The sequence below is a fragment of the Embleya sp. NPDC025285 genome (assembly GCF_055558835.1).
This window is the reverse complement of the sequence record NZ_JBVHLU010000085.1, coordinates 25,143-48,050: the sequence shown is the minus strand read 5'-3', so window position 1 is coordinate 48,050 and position 22,908 is coordinate 25,143. Positions and strand designations below refer to the sequence as shown.

23 protein-coding genes and 3 pseudogenes are annotated in these 22,908 nt (G+C 70.7%); 7 read left to right on the top strand and 19 right to left on the bottom strand.

The features are described from left to right. Window positions 1-788, bottom strand: a 788-nt coding sequence (locus tag ACZ4FV_RS39130) for an MFS transporter (RefSeq protein WP_465325377.1), incomplete at its 3' end; no start/stop codon positions are given. Between the two features lie 203 nt (window positions 789-991). After that, entirely contained in the window at window positions 992-1,591 is a 600-nt protein-coding gene (locus ACZ4FV_RS39125; protein WP_465325375.1) for a TetR/AcrR family transcriptional regulator, read from the bottom strand. Between the two features lie 93 nt (window positions 1,592-1,684). Here ACZ4FV_RS39125 and ACZ4FV_RS39120 point away from each other — a divergent pair, with 93 nt between their 5' ends. Continuing rightward, window positions 1,685-2,380, top strand: a complete 696-nt coding sequence (locus tag ACZ4FV_RS39120; protein ID WP_465325373.1) for an SDR family NAD(P)-dependent oxidoreductase — start codon at window positions 1,685-1,687, stop codon at window positions 2,378-2,380. 117 nt (window positions 2,381-2,497) lie between these two features. Here the strand turns inward: ACZ4FV_RS39120 and ACZ4FV_RS39115 are convergent, their stop codons facing one another. The 8 genes from ACZ4FV_RS39115 to ACZ4FV_RS39080 all read right to left on the bottom strand — a co-directional run bounded on the left by ACZ4FV_RS39115 (window position 2,498) and on the right by ACZ4FV_RS39080 (window position 8,553). Continuing rightward, window positions 2,498-3,076: a hypothetical protein gene (locus ACZ4FV_RS39115; RefSeq protein WP_395864958.1), complete on the bottom strand. Its 579-nt coding sequence runs from the start codon at window positions 3,074-3,076 to the stop codon at window positions 2,498-2,500. A 212-nt stretch (window positions 3,077-3,288) separates the two neighbouring features. Further along, window positions 3,289-3,570, bottom strand: a complete 282-nt coding sequence (locus tag ACZ4FV_RS39110) for a hypothetical protein (protein WP_402241737.1) — start codon at window positions 3,568-3,570, stop codon at window positions 3,289-3,291. Window positions 3,571-3,715: 145 nt separating this feature from the next. Beyond that, window positions 3,716-4,510 carry a hypothetical protein gene (locus ACZ4FV_RS39105; protein ID WP_465325372.1) on the bottom strand — a complete coding sequence of 265 codons (795 nt, stop codon included), beginning with the start codon at window positions 4,508-4,510 and terminating at the stop codon, window positions 3,716-3,718. Window positions 4,511-4,753: 243 nt separating this feature from the next. Continuing rightward, complete coding sequence (locus tag ACZ4FV_RS39100; protein WP_402241735.1) at window positions 4,754-5,263, bottom strand: hypothetical protein; 510 nt, start codon at window positions 5,261-5,263, stop codon at window positions 4,754-4,756. Between the two features lie 876 nt (window positions 5,264-6,139). Next, window positions 6,140-6,373, bottom strand: coding sequence for a hypothetical protein (locus ACZ4FV_RS39095; RefSeq protein WP_402241733.1), 234 nt, complete (start codon window positions 6,371-6,373; stop codon window positions 6,140-6,142). Between the two features lie 321 nt (window positions 6,374-6,694). Further along, window positions 6,695-7,063, bottom strand: a complete 369-nt coding sequence (locus ACZ4FV_RS39090) for a chaplin (RefSeq protein ID WP_402241732.1) — start codon at window positions 7,061-7,063, stop codon at window positions 6,695-6,697. Between the two features lie 410 nt (window positions 7,064-7,473). Next, window positions 7,474-7,710 (bottom strand): acyl carrier protein, encoded by a 237-nt coding sequence (locus tag ACZ4FV_RS39085; RefSeq protein ID WP_402241729.1) that lies wholly within the window; start codon window positions 7,708-7,710, stop codon window positions 7,474-7,476. 309 nt (window positions 7,711-8,019) lie between these two features. Further along, window positions 8,020-8,553: a MarR family winged helix-turn-helix transcriptional regulator gene (locus tag ACZ4FV_RS39080; RefSeq protein ID WP_465325368.1), complete on the bottom strand. Its 534-nt coding sequence runs from the start codon at window positions 8,551-8,553 to the stop codon at window positions 8,020-8,022. A 213-nt stretch (window positions 8,554-8,766) separates the two neighbouring features. Here ACZ4FV_RS39080 and ACZ4FV_RS39075 point away from each other — a divergent pair. After that, window positions 8,767-9,645, top strand: a pseudogene (locus tag ACZ4FV_RS39075) (haloalkane dehalogenase); the annotation flags it as partial. Window positions 9,646-9,881: 236 nt separating this feature from the next. On the opposite strand, the gene ACZ4FV_RS39070 reads toward ACZ4FV_RS39075, so the two are convergent. Together ACZ4FV_RS39070 and ACZ4FV_RS39065 are read right to left on the bottom strand one after the other, a co-directional pair. Beyond that, window positions 9,882-10,676, bottom strand: a complete 795-nt coding sequence (locus tag ACZ4FV_RS39070) for a class I SAM-dependent methyltransferase (RefSeq protein WP_402241724.1) — start codon at window positions 10,674-10,676, stop codon at window positions 9,882-9,884. 221 nt (window positions 10,677-10,897) lie between these two features. Beyond that, window positions 10,898-11,371, bottom strand: a complete 474-nt coding sequence (locus ACZ4FV_RS39065; RefSeq protein ID WP_395864941.1) for an Lrp/AsnC family transcriptional regulator — start codon at window positions 11,369-11,371, stop codon at window positions 10,898-10,900. 93 nt (window positions 11,372-11,464) lie between these two features. Here ACZ4FV_RS39065 and ACZ4FV_RS39060 point away from each other — a divergent pair, with 93 nt between their 5' ends. Then, window positions 11,465-12,337, top strand: coding sequence for an LLM class flavin-dependent oxidoreductase (locus tag ACZ4FV_RS39060; protein ID WP_395864939.1), 873 nt, complete (start codon window positions 11,465-11,467; stop codon window positions 12,335-12,337). Continuing rightward, window positions 12,328-12,816: a nucleoside deaminase gene (locus tag ACZ4FV_RS39055; protein WP_395864937.1), complete on the top strand. Its 489-nt coding sequence runs from the start codon at window positions 12,328-12,330 to the stop codon at window positions 12,814-12,816. The genes ACZ4FV_RS39060 and ACZ4FV_RS39055 overlap by 10 nt, the downstream gene beginning before the upstream one ends. Before the next feature lie 38 nt (window positions 12,817-12,854). On the opposite strand, the gene uppS is transcribed toward ACZ4FV_RS39055, so the two are convergent. The 4 genes from uppS to ACZ4FV_RS39035 form a co-directional block, all read right to left on the bottom strand. Further along, window positions 12,855-14,672: a polyprenyl diphosphate synthase gene (uppS, locus tag ACZ4FV_RS39050; RefSeq protein ID WP_402241717.1), complete on the bottom strand. Its 1,818-nt coding sequence runs from the start codon at window positions 14,670-14,672 to the stop codon at window positions 12,855-12,857. A 384-nt stretch (window positions 14,673-15,056) separates the two neighbouring features. After that, window positions 15,057-16,277 (bottom strand): cytochrome P450, encoded by a 1,221-nt coding sequence (locus ACZ4FV_RS39045; RefSeq protein WP_402241714.1) that lies wholly within the window; start codon window positions 16,275-16,277, stop codon window positions 15,057-15,059. Between the two features lie 166 nt (window positions 16,278-16,443). Then, a complete protein-coding gene (locus ACZ4FV_RS39040) occupies window positions 16,444-17,202 on the bottom strand; it encodes a ferritin-like domain-containing protein (protein WP_402241711.1) in 759 nt (252 codons plus the stop codon). A gap of 153 nt (window positions 17,203-17,355) precedes the next feature. Continuing rightward, the gene (locus ACZ4FV_RS39035) at window positions 17,356-18,741 is read right to left on the bottom strand and encodes a salicylate synthase (protein WP_465325360.1); all 1,386 of its coding nucleotides are present in this window, start codon (window positions 18,739-18,741) and stop codon (window positions 17,356-17,358) included. A 27-nt stretch (window positions 18,742-18,768) separates the two neighbouring features. Here ACZ4FV_RS39035 and ACZ4FV_RS39030 point away from each other — a divergent pair. Next, window positions 18,769-19,239, top strand: a pseudogene (locus ACZ4FV_RS39030) (thioesterase domain-containing protein); the annotation flags it as partial. 32 nt (window positions 19,240-19,271) lie between these two features. Then, a pseudogene (locus ACZ4FV_RS39025) lies at window positions 19,272-19,559 on the top strand (thioesterase II family protein); the annotation flags it as partial. Between the two features lie 717 nt (window positions 19,560-20,276). Here ACZ4FV_RS39025 and ACZ4FV_RS39020 read toward each other — a convergent pair. Further along, window positions 20,277-20,717, bottom strand: a complete 441-nt coding sequence (locus tag ACZ4FV_RS39020; protein WP_402241707.1) for a PPOX class F420-dependent oxidoreductase — start codon at window positions 20,715-20,717, stop codon at window positions 20,277-20,279. Window positions 20,718-20,831: 114 nt separating this feature from the next. Then, a complete protein-coding gene (locus tag ACZ4FV_RS39015) occupies window positions 20,832-21,572 on the bottom strand; it encodes an SDR family oxidoreductase (protein WP_465325357.1) in 741 nt (246 codons plus the stop codon). A 127-nt stretch (window positions 21,573-21,699) separates the two neighbouring features. Between ACZ4FV_RS39015 and ACZ4FV_RS39010 the strand changes: the two genes are divergently transcribed. Then, the gene (locus ACZ4FV_RS39010) at window positions 21,700-22,206 is read left to right on the top strand and encodes an RrF2 family transcriptional regulator (protein WP_465325354.1); all 507 of its coding nucleotides are present in this window, start codon (window positions 21,700-21,702) and stop codon (window positions 22,204-22,206) included. A gap of 398 nt (window positions 22,207-22,604) precedes the next feature. Here the strand turns inward: ACZ4FV_RS39010 and ACZ4FV_RS39005 are convergent, their stop codons facing one another. Further along, entirely contained in the window at window positions 22,605-22,844 is a 240-nt protein-coding gene (locus ACZ4FV_RS39005; protein WP_395864919.1) for a hypothetical protein, read from the bottom strand. Between the last annotated feature and the right edge of the window lie 64 nt (window positions 22,845-22,908).

Genomic DNA, 22,908 nt, shown 5'->3' with positions numbered 1-22,908 from the left:
CCCCCCCCCCCCCCCCCCCCCCCCCCCCCCCCCCCCCCCCCCCCCCCCCCCCCCCCCCCCCCCCCCCCCCCCCCCCCCCCCCCCCCCCCCCCACGGCCGTGCAGGTAGAGCCAGCGCGGTGATTCGGGGACGTGTCGGCGGACCAACAGGATGACCAGGCCGAGCACGACGCCCAGCGCGAAGGTCAGACGCCAGCCGATGTCGGCGGGGAAGATCGAGGTGTCGAGCATCACCACCGACAGCAGCGCGCCGCCGGCGGCTCCGGCCCAATAGGTGCCGTTGACGGCGAGATCGACCCGGCCTCGGTAGCGGGCCGGCATGAGTTCGTCGATGGCGGAGTTGATGGCCGCGTACTCGCCGCCGATGCCCAGGCCGGTGATGAACCGAAAGAGGAAGAACATCCAGGCCTGGACGGACAGGGCGGTCAGCGCGGTGCCCACGAGGTAGACGGCGAGCGTGACCATGAAGAGTTTCTTGCGGCCGAATCGATCCGTCAGCCACGCGAAGAACAGCGCACCGACACACGCCCCCGCGACGTACATCGCGGCGGCCGGCCCGGTGACCTGAGCCGCCGTGATGTCGAGCCCACTGTCCGACTCGGACAACCGGCCGGCGACGTTGCCGACCACGGTGACCTCGAGGCCGTCGAGGATCCACACCGTGCCGAGGCCGATCAGGATGCGCCAGTGCCACCATGACCACGGCAACCGGTCCAGGCGGGCGGGAACATCGGTGGTGAGGGTTCTGCGCTCGTCCGACGCGCTGCCCGGGGTTGTCGCACTGGTCATGATCGCCGTCCTCCGATCGGGTCGCCTTCGCGGCTGCCCCGCCCCGACTCGGGAAAACCCCCACGAGGGCACCGGGCTTCGTGTCGCGACCCACCCGGCATCCTCCTACTCCGGTGCCACCAGAGGCCGTTCGCGGCCACGCCGAGCGCGCGGGAGCAAAGGGAGCCCGCGTCCACGCCCCGCTGGCGTCGCCCTGGTGATGCTCAATGTGAGCGAGGTTTGAGGAGTTCCTCGGTGAGGGTGCTCAGCAGTGCACGGGAGAGGGGCGACCGGGTCAGGGCGCGGTAGACGATCGGGCCGATGAGGGCGTCGATGGTGTCGTCGGGGTTGAGGGCGGGGGAGATCTCGCCTGCGTCGATGGCGTGTGTGAGCATGGCGCGTTCCCGCTCGCGGCGGGGGTCGAGGTAGCGGCGGTGCAGGCTTTTGGCCGCGTCGGGGTTGTGCTGTGCCTCGGCGATGAGTGCGAGCAGGACTTTGCCGGCGGGGTCGTCGGTGACGAATCGCGCGAAGTCGCCCACGTAGCGGCGGATGTTGTCCGCCGTGGGCGTTTCCGTCGGGACGGGAAGACGCTTTTCGCTGTCCTCGATGAGTGTGTCGAGGAGGATCTCGACCTTCGAGGGCCACCAGCGGTAGATCGTCTGCTTGGCGACGCCGGCGCGGCGCGCGATCGCCTCGACGGTCAGCGCGCCGAAGCCGTGTTCGACGAGCAGATCGTCCGCGGCATGGAGCACGGCAAGGCGCGCGACCTCGTCGCGCCGGTTGCCGGAGTGCGTCCTGCGGGGCTGGGGGCCGGCGGCGGGCATGCGGGACACGATACCCGTCCGGCGGCGGCAAAAATCTTGCCTAGACGCAACGTCGCGTCTATGTTGGAATTCGCTCACCGAGAAGGAGTCGATATGTCCGTCACGTCCAACCGCCAAGCTCTCGTCGTCGGAGCCTCCCGAGGGTTGGGACTCGTCCTCGCCAACGAGCTCGCTCGACGCGACTGGCGGGTCACCGCCACCGCGCGCCGCAGCGGCGGGGAACTGCAAGCGAACGCCGATGCCTCGAACGGACTTCTCGAGGTCGAATCACTGGAGATGACCAGCTCCGAGGAGTTGGCCGCGCTGCGCGAGCGCCTGGCCGGCCGGCGACTCGATCTGCTCTTCGTCAACGCCGCGATCGACCGAGGCAACCTGCCGATCGGCGAGGTCCCGACCGACATGTTCACCGAGGTGATGGTCACCAACGCGTTGAGCCCGCTGCGCACCCTGGAGGCCCTCCGCGACCTCGTGGTGCCCGGCGGCACCGTCGCGGTCATGTCCTCCGAGCAGGGCAGCATCACGCGGAACACCGAGGACGGCTACGACCTGTACAAGGCCGGCAAGGCCGCGCTCAACCAGCTCATGCGCAGCTACGCCACCCGCTATGCCGACGACGGCCGGACCAAACTGCTCATCGACCCCGGCCACAACCGGACCCGGCTCGGCGGACCCGACGCGCCCCTCGCCGCCGAGGAGAGCATCCCGGCCGTCGTCGATGTGCTGGAGGCGCAAATCGGCGCCCCCGGCCTGCGGTTCCTGGATCGGCACGGCGAGACCGTGCCGTGGTAGAGCGCCAGGGCACGGTCCACAGTCGGCGAAACGGCGGCAGGCTCATCCGGATCACGCGGGTCACGCGGATCACGCGGATCACGCGGATCACGCGTTGATCCGTTGAGCCTGCCGTCGTCACCCGGTGATCTTGCGGCGGCGGTGGTAGGCGATGGTGGCGATGGCCAACAGCGGACCCCACAGGAGAAGAGGGGCGTAGGCGGCGGTCATCAACCAGTAGTAGCCGCCGTCGGGGGAGTCGGGGTGGCCCATGTTGTCGGGGTCGTTCCAACCGATGGCGCCGAAGACGGTGATCAGGGTGACCAGGACGGCGCCTGTCGCGGCGGGGATCACCGCGGCCGGGCGCGGAATACGGCGGCCGCCCAGCCACGGGACCCAGCGCGGCATCACCTCGCCCCAGCGCTGGACCAGGCCGAGGGCGAGCAGACCTACGAGTTCGGCGAAGATGCTCAGGCCGATCAAGTAGAACGAGTACTTGCCGGGGTAGTTGGACTGGTGGAGCGGATCGCCCGCGGCGAACCCGCTCGGCATGCCGAAGGCGATCGCGGTGCGCCACAGGCCGGTCGGCAGGAGAGTGAGCGCGGCTCCCTTCGCGGCCCAACGGGCCCGGCGGGAGACGACCGGGCGGGCGGGCGACTCAAGGGCGACGCCGCCGGCGGGCGACTCGGTGGGTCGGGCGATCGTGGCGGCGGTCATGTCTGCGTCCTTTTCGGGAGTCGTTCCTGCGGTGCCTCAACCTTCGTCGGTGGGTGGGGTGTTGGACATCCGCCGATCGGGAGACCGCGTGGGACGACATGCGGGGTGTCTGACCCGATCGGCAGAGGCCGGCGAAGGACTTCGACCACCTACTGCGCTGGAACGTCAGGGACCGCTCTCGACCTCCTCCTCGTACTCCTCTGCGATGTCGGCTATGCGCGCGGGTGTCTCCGGCGGCCGGTCACCGCCACCTTGGTGGCAAAGCCGTACAAGCGCGCGACGGCCCGGACACCCTCGGGAAGCTCGGCGTCCCAGCTTCCTTCGTGCTCCTTCGTCAGTCGGCCGATCTCTGTTCGCAGTGCCTCGCGTCGGTCCTTCCGCACCTCGCGTGTCAGGCGCAGTTCCAACGCGATCAGGCTGCCCCGGGCGTCGCCCCGCTCCAACAGCACATCGCTGTAGGCACGCCAGGCGGCGAGGGTCGTCCGAGTCTGCACGCAGTAGTTGTTCCAACGGCGTTGTTCTCAACCGAAACTACCTATGGGTGGCTGCCGACAATCGACGACCACGCGTGCCTGGTGCCCACCCCGGGCCTGGCCGGGCCTGGGCCCGGGCCGGGCCCTCGTCCTCGCCCGGGTTCGGTCATCGAGCCAGTGAGGGGTTCGGGGAGATTCGTTCGGGGGTGGGTGTGCGTCCTCCCGGTGGGCGGGGGCGTCGTGTGCGGCGGGGCCGGCGGCGGCCCATGCGCATCGGGGAATCCTGGTTTCTGATGCGCTCCAGCCGTGCCGTCTCGTCGCGGTCGCCTCCGGAGCCGTAGGGGCCGGTGAGCGGGACGGGATGGCGGAGCGGGTCGGACAGCGCGACGAGGAAGGGCAACTCTTCGTCCCGGCTGTCGGGTTGCTCGAACTCCATGTTCCAGCCCTTCACCACCAGGACCGGCCCGGACTGCTCGCATCGGGTGTAGTCGATCAGGCCGGAAAGGTCCTCGATGGTGGGCACGCCCTTTGCCTCCGACGGCAGACGCCCTCGCCGGTACGCCTGCCGCTCCTGTGCGGACGCGCCTTCGTATGCCGGCACCTTCACGCTCCAATAGGCGTGAATCGCCTGCCACAACACCGATTCGGGTGCGGTGACGAGGCCGTCGGTCCAGTGCCGGCCGCTGCCCACCTCGAAGCTCAGGAAGCCGCCCTCCCAGCTGTTCGGCTTGATCTCGGCGATGCCACGGGCGCCGGAGTCGTCGAAGCCGAGCAGGTGGTGCGGGACGTCGATGTAGAGGGCGAGTCCCTTGTCGAGCATCGTCCGCTCGAACCGCCGCCGACCGGAGGTGACGTATTCCTTGTGCCGATCGGCCAGTTCCGGGCAGCCGGCCACCGCCTGTTCGTAGCCGGTGACCCTATCCGAACGCCCGGTCCACTCGCCGTACAACTGAATGATCACGCGTGACTCCCCACCTCAGCGCGATAACCGACGGAAGTCACCCAATCACTATCCGCGAACACCTCGCAGGTAGGTTTTGCGCCAAGCTCCGGGCTTCCCCAGGTGATCCGGCCGCACGTGGCCGGTTGTCGATCCCTCCGGTCGACTCCTCTCGTGGATCCTTCTCGTCGATCCCTCTGCTCGATCTGTCGGAGTCGGGCCCGGGGCTTGGTTGTTCGCCGGGTGAGCCCGCATGCGGTGCGTCTATTCGATTCCTTGGTCCCGCCGTCCGCATTCGGATTCCTGGAGGCGCTCGATCAGCGGTTCGGTGGAGGAGTCTTCGGGCACGGTGGTGGTGGAGTCGCGGGTGACCGGGCTCGTTCGGGGCCAGGCGTCGAGGGCGTAGAGGATGTCGAAGTCCTCCAGGTCCATCCAGCCGATGGCGTGGTCGGGGTCGTGTTCGGCGTCGCCGATCCGGACGGCCGCCGTGCCCTCATGGGGATGGATGCCGCCGGCGCGGCGGACGGCGAGGATACGGACCCGGCCCGGGGAGAAGTCGGAGGTGGGAGCGAACTCCTCGCGTAGGCGCCAGGTTTGCCCGGGTTCGACGATCAGCCACGGCGAGCGGTCGGCGAGGCGCTCGCACGCCGCGCGGGTGGCGGCCTCGCGGCTGAGGAGGTCCTCGGTCATGAAGGTGTCGATCCATGCGTTGACGAGGGCGCCTGCGGCCTGGGCACCGAGGACCTGGTCGACGGGCTTGTCGTTGGGGTTCATTGGATCTCCTGGTGGGATGCCTTCGGTGAGGGTGTCGTGGGACGGCTGGTGAGCGGTCGGCGGCGGATGCCGTGAACGCGGCCGGGCGTCGGCGTTGGACCTTCCGCCGCCGGTGCCCGGTCCGGGACAACACGGGGATGGGCGAGACCCATACCGGCGACGAGTGTGATCCTGTCGGCGCGCCGCGAACGAGGCGATCGTCGTCGGGCGTCGGTTGCGGCGTACTGCTGTCGGAGTGGTCGGCGCCGGTTGTTGTTTCGGCGCTTACTGAACTACTCGAATACCGGATCCGCCCGGTTGCCACCCCGCGTCGTTTTTCTTCACCGGGTGGCCGGCCGCGCGACCGCTCGACGGTCGGTGGCCGGGTCTCGGCCCCGGGAGCGAGTGCGCCCGCGTGCGCTGGGCCGCAGGTTGCGGGATCGCGACGACCTGCGCGGACGGGCCCGGCGGGCAAGCCGCGCCCGGGCGGACGCGTGTGCGGGTAGTGGCGGTCGTGACGCTTCTCACGTCGGGTGAACGCGCGTACAGTCCCGGCGTGTTGCGTCGGGGATGACCGCGCGGAGCTGCTCCGTGCGTGGGCCTCGGCCGTTCTCGACCGGTCGAGGACTCACTCTGCGTGCGAGGTGTGGCCGGTACGGCCGCCTATTCGAGCGGGCGGTGGATCGCCTCGCCGCGCACGATGTGGGTCCCGTCCCAAGCAGCCATGCAGAGAGCCTGGCAGCGGCCCGGCTTGATCGGCAGAGGCGCACCGGCGGCGCTCTCGAGGCGTGCGCATCAGTCGGGGAGCGCGGCGGGGGAGGCGTCGACGCCGGAAGGATCGCGGGGTTGCTTCGGCCACTTGCACCACGCGCACCCCGCGCCTCCCCCACCCGACGGTCAGGTCGCGGTGGGCAGGTATCGCGCTACCGCGAGGTTGGCGATCGTGCGGAGCTTCGAGAAGTAGGAGGCGCAGTATTCCTCGTTGAGCAGGGGCACGATCTTGTCGAGGTCGGCGATGCACGCCCAGAGGACAGCGATGCCATCGCCGTCGAGTCCGCCGCTCAACTCTCTCGACACGAGACCGGCGACGTCGGCGTCCAGGAGGATCAACTCCACACCCGCGATGTCCACGCCGCGGAAGCTCGCGGGGAACGACGCTCGCCGATGCTCGGCCCAGAGCCGCCCGAGCAGCCCATCGCGACGGGCCTCACCGCCCTCATCGGCGGATTCGGTTTTTGGGGGGCGAACCGGTGGTCTGGTGCTGTGCGTTGTGGGTGGGCGGCACGGTTTCGACGAGTTCGGCTCTCGTGTTCGGCCCGGTTTGCCGCTTCGGGGCGTGTGTCCGCCTCGTCGCGTGTGGGGCAACACGACGGGGCCCCCGCGGAGAACCCGCAGAGGCCCCGGGTATCGGACGCGGAGGAGGCGGCCGAACCGGAATCACTGAACGAGGCGTCAGACGCCCACACGCTCGAGGAGCGAGCGGTGGCCGTTGTCGTGCTGGTAGCCACCACCGTGGGGGTGGCCCTGCGGACGGTGGCCCTCGTGCTCGTGGTCGCCGTCGTAGTAGACCTCGTTCTCGACCTCGGCGACGATGCATTCGTTGCCGAACGCCGGGTTGAGCGCAGCGGCCCCGTTGGCGGTGTCGCCGCATCCCATTGCCGGGGTATGGAACGGGGACTGGCCGATGTTCCCGGAAAAGACACCCGAGGAGTGCACCGCGGCGGCGTCGGCCTCGGAGCTCGCACTCGCGGCACCCGTGCCTCCCATCACGAGGGCGGCGGTACCGGCAGCCAGGACACCGGCCTTCTTGAACGAGTTCACGACAATCTCCCCTGTAGCGTATCCGCGCCGCCCGATGACGACGCGCACTCCTCTCAACGAGGCTGTTCGTCTCGGGAAACCACTAACGCAACGGTTCACCCGATTGACACACGATCGCCTCGCTGCACCGAGTCGGCGATCCACGGAGGCGGAGGCGGAGTCCAGACGCGGCGGTGCCGCGTCCCCTCCCGCGTACGGGAGAGCCGGGCGGAGCGGCGGGGTTCGGGTCGTGGGAGTGGTCGAGCGATGGACGAAGGAGGGACCGCCGTCTTCGCGAAGGACTGGAGGAACCGACTCACCCTCGACCTCGCCGACCTCACTCCTGGGTGACCCGCGCATGTCGGTATCGACCCGCCTCGATTCCGCCGCCGAGCCGGCGCCGCGTGGGCGCCGGGCGTGAGGGGATTCGGCTACCCGGCCCGCTTGGCGGCGTCGATGGCCGCCGCCACGTCGTTGACGGTGACCAGGCGCTCCCTCGCGGTCAAGGTGATGCCGTGTTCGCGTTCCAGGTTGAGAAGCAGTTCCGCCTTTTGGATCGAGTCGAATCCCAGGTCGCTCTCCAGGTTCGTCGTCCCGGTGATGTCGTCCACGTTCACCCAGGCCAGGTTGCATGCGGCGGCGATGACGGCTTTCTCGGTCGTGCTCAACTCGTACTCCCAGGATCGCGGCCGGCCGTCCCGCCCGGCCTCCGAAGCCGCGCCGGCGACCGGTACGGCCACGCACGGCTCACGTAGGCCAGGGTCTCACGATCCCCCCGACGTCAACCAATGGTTGTCCGCTCCGCTCCGCTGTGGTGTGGGGAGGCGGTGCGCGCAGGCCGCTCGGACGCGATTGCGTCAGGCCGGGTATCGACCGTTTGGCGAGGGATGGATGGTCCGTGGGCCGGCGGCGGTGGTTTCCGCGTGACGCGGTCGAGGGCGGGATCGGGGTCGGGGTCGGGTGTGGTGAGTCCGTGATCAATCGCCGGCGGTGCGTGGTGCGGTCTTCGTGTGATGGTCCAGGAGCCGGGTCAGCAGACCGGTCAGTGTGCGGCGTTCGGCCTGAGTCAGGGGCGCGAGCAGGTCGTCCTGGGCCCGGCTGATGATCGCGTCGAGGCGGCGCAGGTGGTCGCGGCCTTCGGGGGTCACGGTGATGACGTTGCGACGGCGGTCGTCCGGGTCGGGCGTGCGGTCCACGAAGCCGCGTTCGGCGAGGTCGTTGATGACGGCGACCATGTCGCTGCGGTACACGCCGGTGCGACGGCTCAGCGCCGACTGACTTGCGGGGCCGCTCCGAGTGAGCGCGACCAAGACCACGAAATGCCACTTGCGGGCACCTTCGGTGGCGAGGCCGTCGGTCACCAGACGATCGGCGTGCATCGCGTTCCGGGTCAGCAGCCTGCTCGGCAAGCCGCGTACCCGGGCGGGCATTTCCCCCACGTCCGGGCCGTCGCCGCAAGTCCCAGGGGTGCTGGTGTTCGCGGCGGTGTCGTTGGCCGCTCGGCTGCTCATGGCATCGATATTACCCCGTTGCATTAGTGAGACTAACGATATATGGTCCAGGAGATCAAACGTTAGAAACACGAACGTTCATTGCCCGAACGAATGATCCGGGATGTTGCCACATCCGATCCCGATCCCGATTTCGATCCCCACGCGGGTCAGGGTCAGGGTCAGGGTCAGGAGCCGGGTCCGGACAGCCGGGCACCACGAGAGGAAACACTCACCATGCGTACCGTCGACGTCCTCGACTCCCACATCGCCTACACGGAGACCGGCGACGGGCTGCCCGTGGTGTTCCTGCACGGCAACCCGACCTCGTCGCACCTGTGGCGCAACGTCACCCCGCACGTCGCCGGCGGAGCCCGCGCCTTGGCCCCGGACCTGATCGGCATGGGCGCCTCGGGCAAGCCCGACATCGACTACGACTTCGCCGACCAGGCCCGCTACCTCGATGCCTGGTTCGATGCCCTGGACCTGGGCGAGGTTGTCCTGGTCGGCCACGACTGGGGCGGCGCGCTCGCCCTGGACCGGGCGGCCCGACACCCCACGCGGGTGCGCGGAGTGGCCATGCTGGAGACGATGCTCAAGCCGCTGACCGCCGAGGAACTCCCGCCGCCCGCGCGTTCCCGCTTCGAGGCGTTCCGTACGCCCGGAGTCGGCGAGGAACTGGTGCTCGAACAGAACGTCTTCATCGAGACCGCGTTCAAGGGCGGCGTGCTGAATCCGCTGAGCGAGACGGACGTGCAGCCCTACCGCGACCCGTACCCTACGCCGGAGAGCCGGCGTCCACTGCTGGCCTGGCCGCGGATGATGCCCATCGACGGAGAGCCGGCCGACGTCGTCGCCCGCATCACCGACTACGACGCCTGGCTCGGGGCCAGTACGGACGTTCCCAAGCTGCTCCTGACCTTCGACTCCTCGCCGACGCTGCTCATCGGTGACGAGATGATCGCCTGGAGCCGCGAGCACATCGCCGCCCTGGACATCGAGCACTGCGGCCCGGCCGGACACCACGCCCCCGAGGACCGGCCCGACGCCATCGGCACGGCGATCGCCCGGTGGCTGGACGCACACGGGCTCACCTCGCACGGCTCCCGCTGACACCACCCGGATCGACGTTTTCGGGATCCATCGGGGGCGGTGGCGACGGTCGGGGCTCGGGGCCGGGAAAGCGGGACCCGGCGGTCCCGCCCGCGCGCGGCGGTCGTCTCAGCCCGCGGCCGCCGCTCGGAACGGGCGGAAGAACGCGCGCAGTTCCTTGAGGAAGGAACCGGACGGGTGACCGGAGCGTGCCCGACCGCTGACCGCACCCCGTCGGCGCCTGCCCCCGGGTGGGTTCAGCCGCCGTCCTCGGTCGGCGATTCCGTGCCGGCGCCGGCACGATTCGCGTCGGGAGGCGGTGGGAGTCGGTAGACGGACACGTGTGAGCTCGACTCGGCGGTGAATTCGGTTCCCTGCCAGTCGGCGTGCCTCGATTCGAGCTCGAAGCCGGCCAGTTGGGCCATGAGATCCAGTTCGGCCGGCCAGATGTAGCGGTGCGGGCTGCGAAACAGTCGGGCCCGGGTGCCGTCGTCGAATCGGAAGTGATGCGAGACGAGGTGCTGGCGCAGCACGTCGTAGGTGTCCAGGCCGACGTATCCGGTCTCGGAATGCCAGACCACGGCGTGCTGACCGGGCGGCAGTTTGCGCAGCTCGGGAACCCCCAGCTCGACGACGAACCTTCCGTCCGGTGTGAGGTGGCGAGCGGCGTTGCGGAAGCACGCGACCTGTTCGGCCTGGGTGAGCAGGTTGGAGATGGTGTTGTAGACGAGATACACGAGTCGGAACGTGCCCGGGGCGCGGGTGTTCGCCATGTCGCCGACGACCACCGGAATCGTCGTCTCGTCCACCTTCGTACGCAGCCGGTCGATCATCGGCTGCGACAGCTCGATACCGGTGACCCGCACTCCTCGCCCCGCGAGCGGTACGGCAACGCGTCCGGTACCGATGGCGAACTCGAGCGCCCGTCCCCCGCCCGCCAATTCCGCGAGCCGGTCCAGAGCCGGCTGCAAAACCTCCGGCGCAAACATCCCGGTACCCGGCGTGTCGTACGTTCGGGCAGCCTCCACGCCCCAAATCTCATCCAGTCCCATGCCCCCCACGATTCCCGCGGCAAGCGCCGATGTCGACGCCTTTTCCGCCCGCGCGCAGCCGCCTCCACGGAATGGATCGTGAGCGGCACGGTCCGCGGCGCCGGAACGCGCGGTCGACTCGACCTCGGATCGCGCCGCGACACGAACGCGACGAACACACCGCTTGTCGAGCCCGGCTCGGACGCCTGGGCCCTGCGCCGCCCGGGCGTGCCCGGCGTGCGCTACGCGTCCCGGTCGTCGGTGGGTGGGGTGGGGCGTTGAGGGCCTCGGTAGGGGAGGGTTTGGCTGTAGACGATGTTGGTGGTGGTGCTGCCGAAGTGCGCGAGTCGGTCGATGGTGCTTTCCAGGTGGGTCATCGAGGTGGCGGCGACCTTGAGGGTGTAGCAGTCCTCTCCCGTGGTGCGCAGGCACTCCAGGATCTCCGGGCGCTCTTCGAGGAGTCGGTGCAGGGGCGCGTGCCTGCTGCCGGGGTACTTGAGGCGCACCACGGCCAGTACGGCGAAGCCCGCCTTCGAGAGGTCGACCTCGGCTCGGTATCCGGTGATGACGCCGATGGTCTCCAGGCGTCTGACCCGCTCGGTCGTCGCGGAGGCGCTGAGGCTGACGCGTCGTCCCAGTTCGGTCAGCGCGATGCGCCCGTCTTGTTGCAGCTCCGCCAGGATGGCCCAATCGGTGTCGTCGAGATCCTCGGTCATCCGGCCAGAATACCGGCAGATCCACGGTGAACGCGGGCGAAGGCAGTGAATGATGTCTTCAGCTATGTGGTTGTCGCCGGATAGCCTCGGGGCATGCAACTCGGCGTCAATGTTCCCAATTTCGGCCCCGGCACGGATCCGGGCGTTCTGCGCGACTGGGCGCAGACCGTGGAGGGGCTCGGATTCGATCTGCTGATGGTCTCCGACCACGTCGCGGTCACGCCCGATGTCGCGGAGCAGTACCCCGCCCCGTTCTACGAACCCTTCACCACGCTCGCCTGGCTGGCCGGTGTCACCCGGCGGGTGCGTCTGGGGACCACGGTGCTCATCGTCCCCTATCGGCATCCCCTACTCGTGGCCCGGATGGCCGCCAACCTCCATCAGCTCAGCGGGCGGCGCCTGGTCCTGGGTGTGGGCGTCGGCTGGGCGCGGCAGGAGTTCGAGGCGCTCGGCGTCCCGTTCCGGCAGCGCGGGAAGCTGACCGACGACCATCTCGCGGCCATCCGCACGGCCTGGGACGACGAGGGGGACTACGGCGTCGGCCGCATCCCGATCTGGGTCGGCGGCAACAGTGACGCGGGCATCGATCGGGCGGTGCGCCTCGGCGACGCGTGGCACCCCCTACGACGCACCCTGCCCTGGATGCGGGCGGCGACGGACCGGCTGCGGGCCGTCGCCGTCGAGCGGCAGCGCCCGGTGCCGGCGCTGGTTCCGCGCATCGCGCTGCGGGTCACCCGGGAACCACTGCCCGATGCCGAGCGCCTCGCCGGCGAGGGAAGCATCGACCAGATCGCCGCCGACCTGGATCACCTGCGGGCCCTGGGCGCCGACACCGTGGTCCTGGACCCGTTCAACGGCGACCCCGGCGAGACGGCGCACCCGCAGGCCGCATGGCGGATGCTCGCCACCGTGGCCGAGCGGGTGGGCCCGCTCACCCATCACCTTACGGAGACACCATGGCAGTGACCCCGGACGACCTCACCCACCTGCGCCGCTGCGTGGAACTCGCCGCCGAGGCGGTGGAGGCCGGCGACGAGCCGTTCGGGTCGGTCCTGGTGGCCGCCGACGGTAGCGTCCTGGCCGAGGACCGCAACCGCGAGCGAACCACCGGCGATGCCACCCGCCATCCGGAGTTCGAACTGGCCCGCTGGGCCGCCACGAACATGACGCCGCCGGAGCGGGCGGCGGCCACCGTCTTCACGTCCGGCGAACACTGCGCGATGTGCGCGGCGGCGCACGGCTGGGTGGGACTCGGTCGCATCGTCTATGTGAGCTCCGCCGAACAGACGAGCACCTGGCTTGCCGAACTCGGCGTTTCGGCGGCGCCCGTACGCAACCTCCCGATTCGGGAGGTCGTTCCCGCGCTCGTGGTGGAGGGCCCCGTTCCCGACTTGGCGGAGGAGGTACGCGCCCTGCACCGTCGGTTCCGCGAGGCACATCGCTGAAGCCGTTCCCCACGACGCTCTCGGCAGGGAGCACCGCGTCAGTGGCCCGGTGTGCCCGCGTCGTGGGCGGGTTGCCCCGCCGGCGCCGCGGAATCCGGTACGGCGCCGAAGTTGCGGCCGCGGTCCGCGTACGCGGTGATCGCCCGCCACAGGTCGCGGCGGTCGACGTCGGGCCAGCGGGTGTCGCTGAAGTGCAGTTCCGCGTAGGCGGCGTGCCAGGGCAGCAGGTTCGAGGTGCGCTGTTCGCCGCCCGTGCGCCACAGCAGGTCGACGTCCGGCAGGTCGGGCAGGGCCAGGTGGGCGGCGAACACGCGCTCGCAGATGTGCGCCGGGTCGATCCGGCCGGCGACGGCGGCTCGGGCCAACGAGGCGGCGGCCTGGGTGAGTTCGATCCGGCCGCCATAGTTCACGCACAGGGTCAGGGTCAGCCCGGTGCGATCCCGGGTGGCGTGTTCCAGGCGCACGAGCCGTTCCAGGACGTCCTGCGGCAGTCCTTCGGCGGAGCCGGCCCAGCGGAAGCGCACGTCGTGATCGAGCACGGCCGCGTCGACCATGTCCTCTCGCACGAGTGCGAGCAGGCCGTCGATCTCCTCGGGTCGCCGACGCCAGTTCTCCGTGGAGAAGGCGTAGAGCGTCAGGTGCCGCAGGCCGATCTCCAAGGCGCCGTGTACGACGTCGCGCATCGACTCGCCGCCCGCGCGATGGCCTTCGGTACGGGGCAGGCCCCGGTCGGTGGCCCAGCGGCCGTTGCCGTCCATCACGACGGCCACATGCCGGGGGAGCCGGCGCGGGGGACAGCTCGGCGGGCGCGCGCCCGAGGGATGCGGCCGGGGAGGCGTGGGGGTCTCGGTGCGGGGCGCCGGCAACAGGGCCGACAGGGCGGGCGGGCGAGGGGTCGCGGTGTCCCGTCGGGACCGCGCGGGACCGATCGGCGTGAGGAAGCGCCACGCCACGTGCGCCTTGAGCCGAGCGGGGAGCAGGATGCGCCGGCTCGCCAGCCGGGGCAACCGGGGCTTTCCGCGTAGTAGCTGTGCCCCGGCCCGCTCCACGCGTTCCAGCCGCAGCCGCCCGATGTCGGTCACCGCACGCGCCACCACGGCGAGTGCGGGGGGCAGTTCGCGGAACAGGTCGGGTTGGGCCAGCCAGAGGCGGGCCTGTGCCGCCAGGTGCGCGATCATCGCCTCGACGGGCGCGTCGTGCGTGCCGCCGGCCAGGTCCGCCGCCGTGAGGCCGTGGTCGGTGAGCACCTCCACGGGCACGGTGATCCGGCCCTGGGCGAGGTCCTCCGCGAGGTCCTCGAGATTGTCGATGATGCTCAGCGCGTCCACCCACTGCCGGGCGGCGTCCAGGTAGCGCAACCGCAGTGGCAGGTACAGGCCCGCAGCGGCCAGGAGCGCCGCGCCCTGGGCGAAGAAGGAGGTGTTGACCGCCTGGGAATAGGCGCTCCACGCCTTCCAGGTGGGATGGATACGGCCGGCGATGTCCGCTCGGGTGGCGGCGAACGCCGCCGAGAGGCCGTCGGTCGGCAGGTCCCAGGTCAGCATCGTGTGCACCAGGGCCCGGCGTACCGGATCCTCGCTGTCGCCGCGCCGCAGGTCCTCGTCGAACGCGGCGGTCCAGGCGTCGAACAGCGCCTCTCTGCCGGTGGGATCACCGGTGTCGGCGACGTCGTCGATCACCCGGCCGGCCGCGTAGATCGCCCACAGCGCCGGGCGTAACGCCGGCGGCATCAGCCGGGCGGTCGGGTACTCCGTGCCCCCCGCCCGGCGGATCGCCCTGCGGCATGCCTCGTAGCCTTCGACGAGACGCGGTTCGTCGATCGCTGCCGCGCGGTAGACGGAACGGGAACGGCGCATGGGGCTCCTCGGCCGGGCGGGACGGCGTGCGCGTCGCGGCGGGCACATCCCTACGGGACGGGCGGATCCGTACCAGGCGCGCCCCGGCGGGTCGAAACCGCGCGGATCTCGCACGATCGTGGCAACGCCCTTGTCACGACCCGGTGTTGGCGGATGATCCGGGCATAGGGGGAGACAACCGGTTTCCGGCCCGCCATGTCACGCGTATGGGCCGAAGATGCCTCGCAAGGGTGATCCGTCAGGGCCGAACGGGTGACGAGACGTCGGGGGTGCGGCATAGGCGGCGAGGATCCGGGCCGGCCGCGTGGATCGTGCGGGCCGCGCCCGTCGACGCGCTCCGTGCCCCGACCCCGCGTGTCGATCACCGGCGGGGTCGGGGCGGTGTCAGCCCAGTCGTACGCGCAGTTCGCGCAGCGCGCGTACGGAGAGGTTGTCGTGCCACCGGATGTCATCGTCGGCGAGTGACATCACCGGTGCTCGGCGCAGGAGTTCGCCGAAGGCGATGTGTGCCTCCATGCGGGCGAGCGCGGCGCCGGGGCAGGCGTGGACTCCCGGCCCGAAGGCCTGGTGCCGGCGCCCTTCGCGGGCGATGTCGAAGCGATCCGGGTCGACGAAGACGCTCGGATCGCGGTTCGCGGCGCCGAGCATGAAGAACACCAGGTCGCCCGCGCGGATCTCCCGACCGCCCAGCACCAGGTCCCGGCGTGCCATCCGGGACAGCCGTTGCACGGGGCTCTCCAGGCGCAACATCTCCTCGATCGCCGAGGGCAGCAGGTCGGGACTCTCGCGCAGGCGCGCGAGTTGCCCGGGATGGCGCAGCAGCAGCAACAGGCCGTTGCCGAGCAGGTTGGTGGTCGTCTCGAAACCCGCGAAGATCATCATCAGGCAGGTGGAGACCACCTGTTCGTCCGACGAGGAACCGTTCCGGAGCAGCACGCTGATCAGGTCGTGGCCCGGCGCGCGGCGGCGTTGGGCGACCAACTCGCCGAGGTGGGCCGAGGCTTCGCGGACACTGTCGAACGCCTCGGCGGCGGTGGACAGGTAGGTCGCGGGCGGGGCGCCGAAGAAGTCGACGATGCCGATGGCGCAGCGTTTGAGCAACTCGTGGGATTCGCGTGGTGCGCCGATGATCTCCGAGACGACGTAGAGCGGCAGCGGCACGGCCAGGTCCGCGACCGCGTCCAACTCACCGCGTGCCAGGGCACGGTCGAGGATCTCGGTGACCGTGCGCCGGACCAGGGGCTGGAAGGACCGGATGACGCGTTGGTTCATCGAACGTGTCACCGGAGCGCGCAGCGGCCGGTGTTCGGGCGGATCGGCCATCAGCGGCCAGCGCGAGAGCACTTCGGCCAACGGACGAAACCGATCGCGGTGGGCGGGCGGGAACTGTCGCAGGCGTGGGGTGATCCGGTCCGCGGAGATGTCGGGATGGGCGGTTCCGCGGACCACGTCGTCGTACCGGGTGATCAGCCAGGCATTCCACCGGGGGTCGTAATGCACGGGATCGTGCTCGCGCAGGGCCCGCAGTGCCGGGTAGGGATCGTTCCGAAAGGACGCGGAGACGAGGTCGATGTGTGCGGTGCTCGTGTCGGGACGTATCGTCACCGACCCGCCTCCCGCCCGATCGGAGCATGGTCGCGTCGTGGTGAAGGCACGTTTCCGCTCGACGCGGGGCGTAAGGGTAAGTGCGGGTGTGGGCGAGAGAGGCGACTAAGTGTAATCATGTGATTACTATAGCCATATCGCTGGAGCCCCTTCGCCCCCTCAGACCTCACGAACCACCGACGGCAACCGCCGAATTCCGGTGCGGGCGGGAGTGAATCCGTCGGGTGACGGCGCGGAAGTCGCGGGCCACGTGACCGGTGAAGCGACGGCGGGTCGTGCCGAGCGACGCGAGTGCCTTGCCGTGGTCGTAGACGACCACGGCGGTCGCGCCCGCGGTGATCATCCACCAACCGGCGACCGCGATCGCTCGGGTCGGCGGTGCCAGGTCCGCCAACGACGTGCGCAGGACGTCGCAGTGGAAGGGGACGTGACGTTCCTCGTCGGCGAGGATGCGGGCGGCGACCTCGGCGGCGAGCGGGTCGCCGACGCCGTCGTGGAGCGCGCGGTAGTACGGGAGCGCGATCACCTCGGCGACCATGAGGACCATCAACTCCAGGCGCAGGCCGAGCGAACGCCGCAGCCGGCGAAAGACCGCGTCGGACCAGTGGCCCGGGATCGTGTCCGCGCCGGCCGCGGCGAGCAGGTGCGCCAGGAGTCGGGCGTGGTTCTGCTCCTCGGCCACGAACAGCCGGATCGTCGCGGTGTAGACGTCGTCGCCGTCGGCGGCTGCCTTGGCGATCAGGACGCGGCCGTCGCTTCCCTCGCCGACCTGGAAGCGCTGGATGCTGCGGACCACGGCCGGGTGCAGCCGTGCGCCGGCCGCCCACGCCGGGTCGCCGTCGTCCGCGCGTCGTTGCGCCGCCGCCCGGAAGTCGCTCAGCCAACGGTCGTGGTCCGCGCTCGAAGAATCCTGGATCTGCGACATGGACGCTCTCCTTCCGTACGCCGTGGCGCACGCGAACGCGGCCGGATACCGCGTTCTGCGAAGGACGCGCGCGAGCGTCCGACGGTTGTCGAGCCGGGGCGGCTCCGGGGCGGCGCGGGCTCGGCGCGGCCGGGCTTCGGCGCCGGTGCTTGCTCAGCCGTCGGTGAACGCCGCGTAGGGTTTGGGTGGTTCGTCCTTCGGTGTCGCCGGCACAACGTACGGAGCGACGGTGGCGAGGGTGTGGCACGTTCCGCGGTATTCGTGCACCGGCCGTGAGTCGGCCACGACGCCCGCACCCGCGCGCAACCAGGTGCGGCCGTTCCGCGTGTAGACCATGCGCAGCGCGAGCGCGGCGTCCAACTCCCCGGCGTGCGTGCCCCGTACGACCGCGCCCGCGTACAGGCCGCGAGGCGCCTCCTCGAACTCGGCGATCATCGAGCACGCGGCCGTCTTCGGCACGCCGGACACGGTCACCGCGGGGAACAGCGCGAACAGCGCGTCCCACGGCCCGTGTCGCGCGTCGAGGCGCCCGAACACCCGGGAGCCGATGTGTTGGACGCTGCCGCGTTCCCTGGCGGTCATGAACTCGTCGACGCCGACACCGTCCGGGTCGCACAGCGGGGCCAGTTCGTCTTGCGCCAGGCGTACCGAGATCGCGTGGTCGTACACCTCCTTGGCGTCCTGGATCAGCGCGGCCCGCCGCCGTGCGTCGAACACCGGGTCGCCGTCGCGCGGACAGGTGCCGGTGAGCGGTCGGGTGGCGATCCGCAGGTCGGCGTCGACCTCCAAGAGGGTCTCCGGACTGAACCCGGCGGCCCGGAGCCCGGGCAGGTCGAGCAGGAACGACCGCGCGGGTGTGTTCGCGCGAAGCCCGCGCAGATAGGTAGCGGGGAAGTCCACCGGGTAGGGGACCTCGACACGGCGGGACAGGAGCACCTTGTCGAGTTCGCCCGCCCGGATGCGGTCGATCGCGGCTGCCACGGTGGTGGCGAACAACGCGAATTCGTCGGTCTCGACCTCCACAGGCCGCGTCGTCGTGGTGCTCGACCGGTCCGCGGCCGTCGCGGCGAGCAACACCCGGTCGAGGTCCTCGTCCGCCAGGGCGCGCACGGTCAGCGACGTCTCGTCGACCTCGACCTCGACGCGGGGAACGGTCAGTCGGCCCAGCTCCGGGCCCTGGTCGGAGGGCGGCAACTTCGCTGATACGCAGCCCAGTTCGTAGTCCAAGCGGCCGTAGACCCGCCAGTCCCGGATCGGTGCGTCGGCCAGGAGGGTCTCGATCGCCCGCGCAGGCGAGCCCGCCCACGGCACGCTCGTACGACCCTCGCCCACCCCGACCACCGTGTCGTGGTGGATGGTGAGCACCACGGCCGCGCCGCCGGCGAACCACCAGCGCGCTTCGCTTGCGTAGACGAGCGATTCGTCGAAGAGTCCGGACTCGGCCAACCGCACCGCGACGGCCGGCGGATCGTACCTCCCTTCTCGACGAACGTGCAGGTAGCGGCGGGTGGGCGCGGTCGTGGGGGAGTCGATGGTCACTGGTTGCACCGTCCTCGGAAGCTGCGCATGGGTGGGGCAGGGGGGCCGGAGCGGCAGGCGCGGATCCGGCGACGGACGTCGGATCCGGGTGGGCCGACGACGTCCCGGAGTCGTGCGAGCCCGGCCGCGCGGATCGAACCTTCTTTTCCCGCAGGGGGTTTGGCTTCGATCATGGGCACGGTCGCGCGAGCGCCCCCTCGTCGGCGAAGCGCGCTCGATGCGCCTTCGACGACCCCTGTATGGCGATCATTTAGGTTAGCCTTACCTAACTTGAACGTGCCAGGCCGGGTTTGGGTTCCCGCCCCGGGAACGAACTCGACTCGCGGGAACCGAGGAGGGGTCGTTGACGAACGCCCGCGCGCGCATGCGGCCGCGATCGCGACTCGGATCAGGTCGTCGTACGCGCTGTTCGGGCACAGCGTGGGTGCGGCCGTCGCGTACGAGGTCGCGCTGCGGCTACAGGCGCACGGACCCGGTGCGACCCACCTGTTCGTGTCCGGGCGGCACGCGCTGCCCATGTCCGCGACGACGACGTGTACCTGTGTGACGACGACGGGCTGCCGGCCGAACTCGGCCGACTGGGCGGCACCGGAACGGCGTTGCTCGCCGACCCCGCGTTGCGCGAGATCGTGCTGCCCATCCTGCGCAACGACTATCGGCTCGCCGAGCGCTATCGCCCGACGCAAGGCATCCGGCTGCGCTGCCCGGTCACCGCGATGATCGGCAATGTCGACCCGGAGGTGACCGGGACCGAGGCCCGACGCCGGGAGGAGGTCACCGGCGCGCCGTTCGACCTGCGGGTGCTGCCGGGCGACCACTTCTACCTGACACCGCGACGCGGTGGTCGCCGAAGTGGTCCGCCGACTCGTCCCGGCCCCGGCCGCACGGACGCTCGGGCCGTCCACCTCCTGACCGCCGACGGGGCCGCCGGCGACCCGAAGTTCGCCGGCCTCGGCCTCGACGCCGCCTACGTCACCGGCCGGTCCGGCTCGCGCGGCGTCTTCCATCACGCGCCCGCGACCGATCCCGCCGTTCTGGCGTTCGAGGAACGTGCCGAGGAGACCGGAACGTGGCCCGAGATGTTCAGCGGACCTGCCCAGGTCGTGGACGCCGCCTCGACGCGCGTCGCGATCCCGGTACCGACCGTCAACGGCGCCCGCGAGCCGTTCTCCTGTGGCCCGGGCGCCGCGGAATGTTCTTCGGGTCCGGCGCCGGCCGCGGTCGTACGGCCGTACCACGCGCCCGCCGCGACGGTGCGCGCGGCGGTGGTCCACGAGGCCGGCCACGCGGCACTTCCGGAACACGCGGCTCCGGCGGTCCGCCTTGCCGTGACCGACTTTTTCGACGATTACGTGGGGACCTGCCGACGCGTACGGGCGTGTCCTGATCGGTCGGCGAGTGCGGCGGCACGGCACCCCTGCCGATGTCGCACTCGCCGATTCGACGGCAACGCGCCCGCCACGCGGTCGACATCGGCCCGGGTGCCGGGGCCGGGGTGGGTGCGCCGCCGCCGCGATCGCCCGGGACCGGCTCGGCTACTCCGCAGCGGTACGGCTGCCGCCCGCCTGGTCGCTGTCCTTGAGCGTGCCCCAGCCGTGCCAGCGGTCGATCTCGACCCAGGCACTGACGCGGCCCCGGTCGCGCTGCGGGTAGTCCTGGCCGCCGTAGTGACGCGACAGGCGGTCGATGTCGATCAGGTCCTTGTCGTCGCGGATCTCGGTGACCCGGCCGATCAGGCTGAGATGCGTGTACCAGTTCCCGGTGTCGAGCACGGTCAGCGAGACGCGCGGATCGTTGCGGATGTGCTCGAGCCGTTTGCGTCCCTCGTCCATGTTGACGAGCACCCTGCCCTCGTCCCACAGGTACCAGGTCGCCGTGGAGACGGGTTGGCCGTCGGCCCGGAGCGTTGTCACGACCGCGGGATTGGGCTGCCGCAGCATCTCGATCGCCTGCTCGGGCAGTGGCGGCTTCGACATGGGTCCTCCTCGTCGGTGTCCGGCCGCGGTGGATTCCCCCGCGACGATGTCGCCGCACCCGACCGCACCGAAACCCTACTCCCGGATCCCTCGGATTCCGTCGACGCGCCGCCGCTACCGGTCCGTTCGGATCCAGTCCCGGTAGTGCGTCGGTGCCAGGTGCGCGTCCGGCCCCGCGGTGAGCACGTCGCCGGGGACGGCCGCGAACATGCCGGCCGTGTCGTCGACGACCACGGTGCGGGCGTCGGCGCGCGCGGCCAGGGTGATCCTGCCGAGTTCGTCGAGGGTGAAGACGTCTGGGCCGGCGACGTTGCGGATGCCCTGGAGCGGGGTGCCGACACCGACCTCGACGACCGCGTCGACGACGTCCGCGGCGGCGATCGGCTGGACCCGGGTGGCGGGCAGACGGACGGTGTCGTCGTCGGAGGTCCAGGACAGCACGGCATCCATGAACTCGAAGAACTGGGTGGCGCGCACGATGGAGTACGGCGTGGGCCCCTGGCGGAGCAGGTCCTCCTGGAGGGCCTTGGCGCGGTAGTAGTCCAACCGGGGCACCCGGTCCACGCCGACGATCGACAGGATCACCTGGTGTCCGACCCCGGCTTCCGCTCCCGCGTCGAGCAGGTTGCCCATGGAGGTGCGGAAGAAGTCCGGGGACTTCTCGTCGAAGGTCGGCGAGTTCGCCAGGTTGACCACCACCTCGGCGCCCTCCAGCGCCTCCCGCAGGCCCTTCCCGGTGATCAGGTCGACACCGGTGGACAACGCCGCCGGGAGGGCTTCGTGGCCGCTCGCGGTCAGTTTCCGGACCACCTGCGAGCCGATCAGCCCGGTTCCGCCGACGACCGTGATCTTCATGGCTGTCCTGCCTCTCGTCGAGTGCGCGAGATCGCGCGGGAACGCATCCAAACTCGGATACATCTTGTCCGTGATAATACTCGGATAGAGTTCATCCGAGTCAACAACCGGAGGGACGGTCGAGCGGATGAAGCTGTCGGGCGGAGTGGAGTCGGCGCTGCACTGTTGTGTGGTGCTGACCACGGCGACGGAGCCGGTACCCGCTGCGCGGCTCGCGGAACTCCACGGCGTCTCCGGCAGCTATCTGGCCAAACAACTCCAGGCGCTCTCCCGCGCGGATCTGGTGGGCTCGATCCAGGGCAAGTCGGGCGGGTACGTGCTGACCAGGGCGGCCGAACGGATCACCGTCCTGGACGTCGTGACGGCTGTGGACGGCGCGGAACCCGCGTTCGTGTGCACCGAGATCCGCCAGAGGGGTCCGCTGGCGGCGGCGCCGGAGGCGTGCATCCGACCCTGCGCGATCTCCCGTGCGATGGCCGCCGCCGACGCCGCGTGGCGCGCGGCGCTGCACGCGATCACCATCGCTGATCTGGCCAGGAGCGTCGACGAGGACTACGGCCCCGCCGCGCTCGCCGGCATCCGCACCTGGCTGAACGGACCGAGCGCCGGCGAGGGTGCGCCTGCCGCCGACTGAGCGCCCATGCCGCCGTTCGAGCGCACGCCACCGACCGGCGCGCGCCACGGCCTAAGAAACGCGGATGCGATGGCAAGAGCCCGCTCGACCCGGCCATCCGCGAGGAGGAATGGCTCCGGGAGGAGCATTTGCGCTTCGCGTGACGCGTCGCCGGGCATGCTTGCGGGGACGAAGGTGTGCCGATTGCGGGGAGGCGGGGATGATGGGCCGACTTGGGGTGCCGACGCGGACCACACCCTTCGGGTTGTCGGGGGCGGACATCCGCTTCGGCCCATTCGGGCCGCTGTCGCCTTCGGCGACGGTGGGTTGACGGCCGCCCGCATTCCCGACTCCCCGACCCTCCCGACTCCCCGACCCTCCCGACCTCTCGACCTCCCGATCGGGACCTCGGGCGGGGCTCAGCCGAGCGTGGGCAACTCGTCGAGGGGGAGTTGACCGGTCTGCACCCCGCCGATCGGCAGGCCGCCCGTCGTCACCGCGTCCGCGAACATGCCGGCCGCCGCTCCGGGAACCTCCCCCGCGGTGGTCGGGGGTTGCGGAGCGGGATCGGCGTGGGCGCTGCCCGCCGTCGCGGCCGTACCGACCGCCGCCAATGCCGTCAGCACGGCGATCCCGCCGAGCCGTCCTCGAAGAGTCATGTGCAAGTCCCTTCCGTACCACGGGTCATGGGTCGCGGGTCACGGGTCACGCCCCGGCGGGGCG

Bases quoted from the DNA above. Each gene is read 5' to 3' on its own strand.
- ACZ4FV_RS39125 (WP_465325375.1), bottom strand. From the start codon at position 1,591: ATGCCCGCCGCCGGCCCCCAGCCCCGCAGGACGCACTCCGGCAACCGG.
- ACZ4FV_RS39120 (WP_465325373.1), top strand. From the start codon at position 1,685: ATGTCCGTCACGTCCAACCGCCAAGCTCTCGTCGTCGGAGCCTCCCGA.
- ACZ4FV_RS39115 (WP_395864958.1), bottom strand. From the start codon at position 3,076: ATGACCGCCGCCACGATCGCCCGACCCACCGAGTCGCCCGCCGGCGGC.
- ACZ4FV_RS39100 (WP_402241735.1), bottom strand. From the start codon at position 5,263: ATGAACCCCAACGACAAGCCCGTCGACCAGGTCCTCGGTGCCCAGGCC.
- ACZ4FV_RS39080 (WP_465325368.1), bottom strand. From the start codon at position 8,553: ATGAGCAGCCGAGCGGCCAACGACACCGCCGCGAACACCAGCACCCCT.
- ACZ4FV_RS39070 (WP_402241724.1), bottom strand. From the start codon at position 10,676: ATGGGACTGGATGAGATTTGGGGCGTGGAGGCTGCCCGAACGTACGAC.
- ACZ4FV_RS39065 (WP_395864941.1), bottom strand. From the start codon at position 11,371: ATGACCGAGGATCTCGACGACACCGATTGGGCCATCCTGGCGGAGCTG.
- ACZ4FV_RS39060 (WP_395864939.1), top strand. From the start codon at position 11,465: ATGCAACTCGGCGTCAATGTTCCCAATTTCGGCCCCGGCACGGATCCG.
- ACZ4FV_RS39055 (WP_395864937.1), top strand. From the start codon at position 12,328: ATGGCAGTGACCCCGGACGACCTCACCCACCTGCGCCGCTGCGTGGAA.
- uppS (WP_402241717.1), bottom strand. From the start codon at position 14,672: ATGCGCCGTTCCCGTTCCGTCTACCGCGCGGCAGCGATCGACGAACCG.
- ACZ4FV_RS39040 (WP_402241711.1), bottom strand. From the start codon at position 17,202: ATGTCGCAGATCCAGGATTCTTCGAGCGCGGACCACGACCGTTGGCTG.
- ACZ4FV_RS39020 (WP_402241707.1), bottom strand. From the start codon at position 20,717: ATGTCGAAGCCGCCACTGCCCGAGCAGGCGATCGAGATGCTGCGGCAG.
- ACZ4FV_RS39015 (WP_465325357.1), bottom strand. From the start codon at position 21,572: ATGAAGATCACGGTCGTCGGCGGAACCGGGCTGATCGGCTCGCAGGTG.
- ACZ4FV_RS39010 (WP_465325354.1), top strand. From the start codon at position 21,700: ATGAAGCTGTCGGGCGGAGTGGAGTCGGCGCTGCACTGTTGTGTGGTG.
- ACZ4FV_RS39005 (WP_395864919.1), bottom strand. From the start codon at position 22,844: ATGACTCTTCGAGGACGGCTCGGCGGGATCGCCGTGCTGACGGCATTG.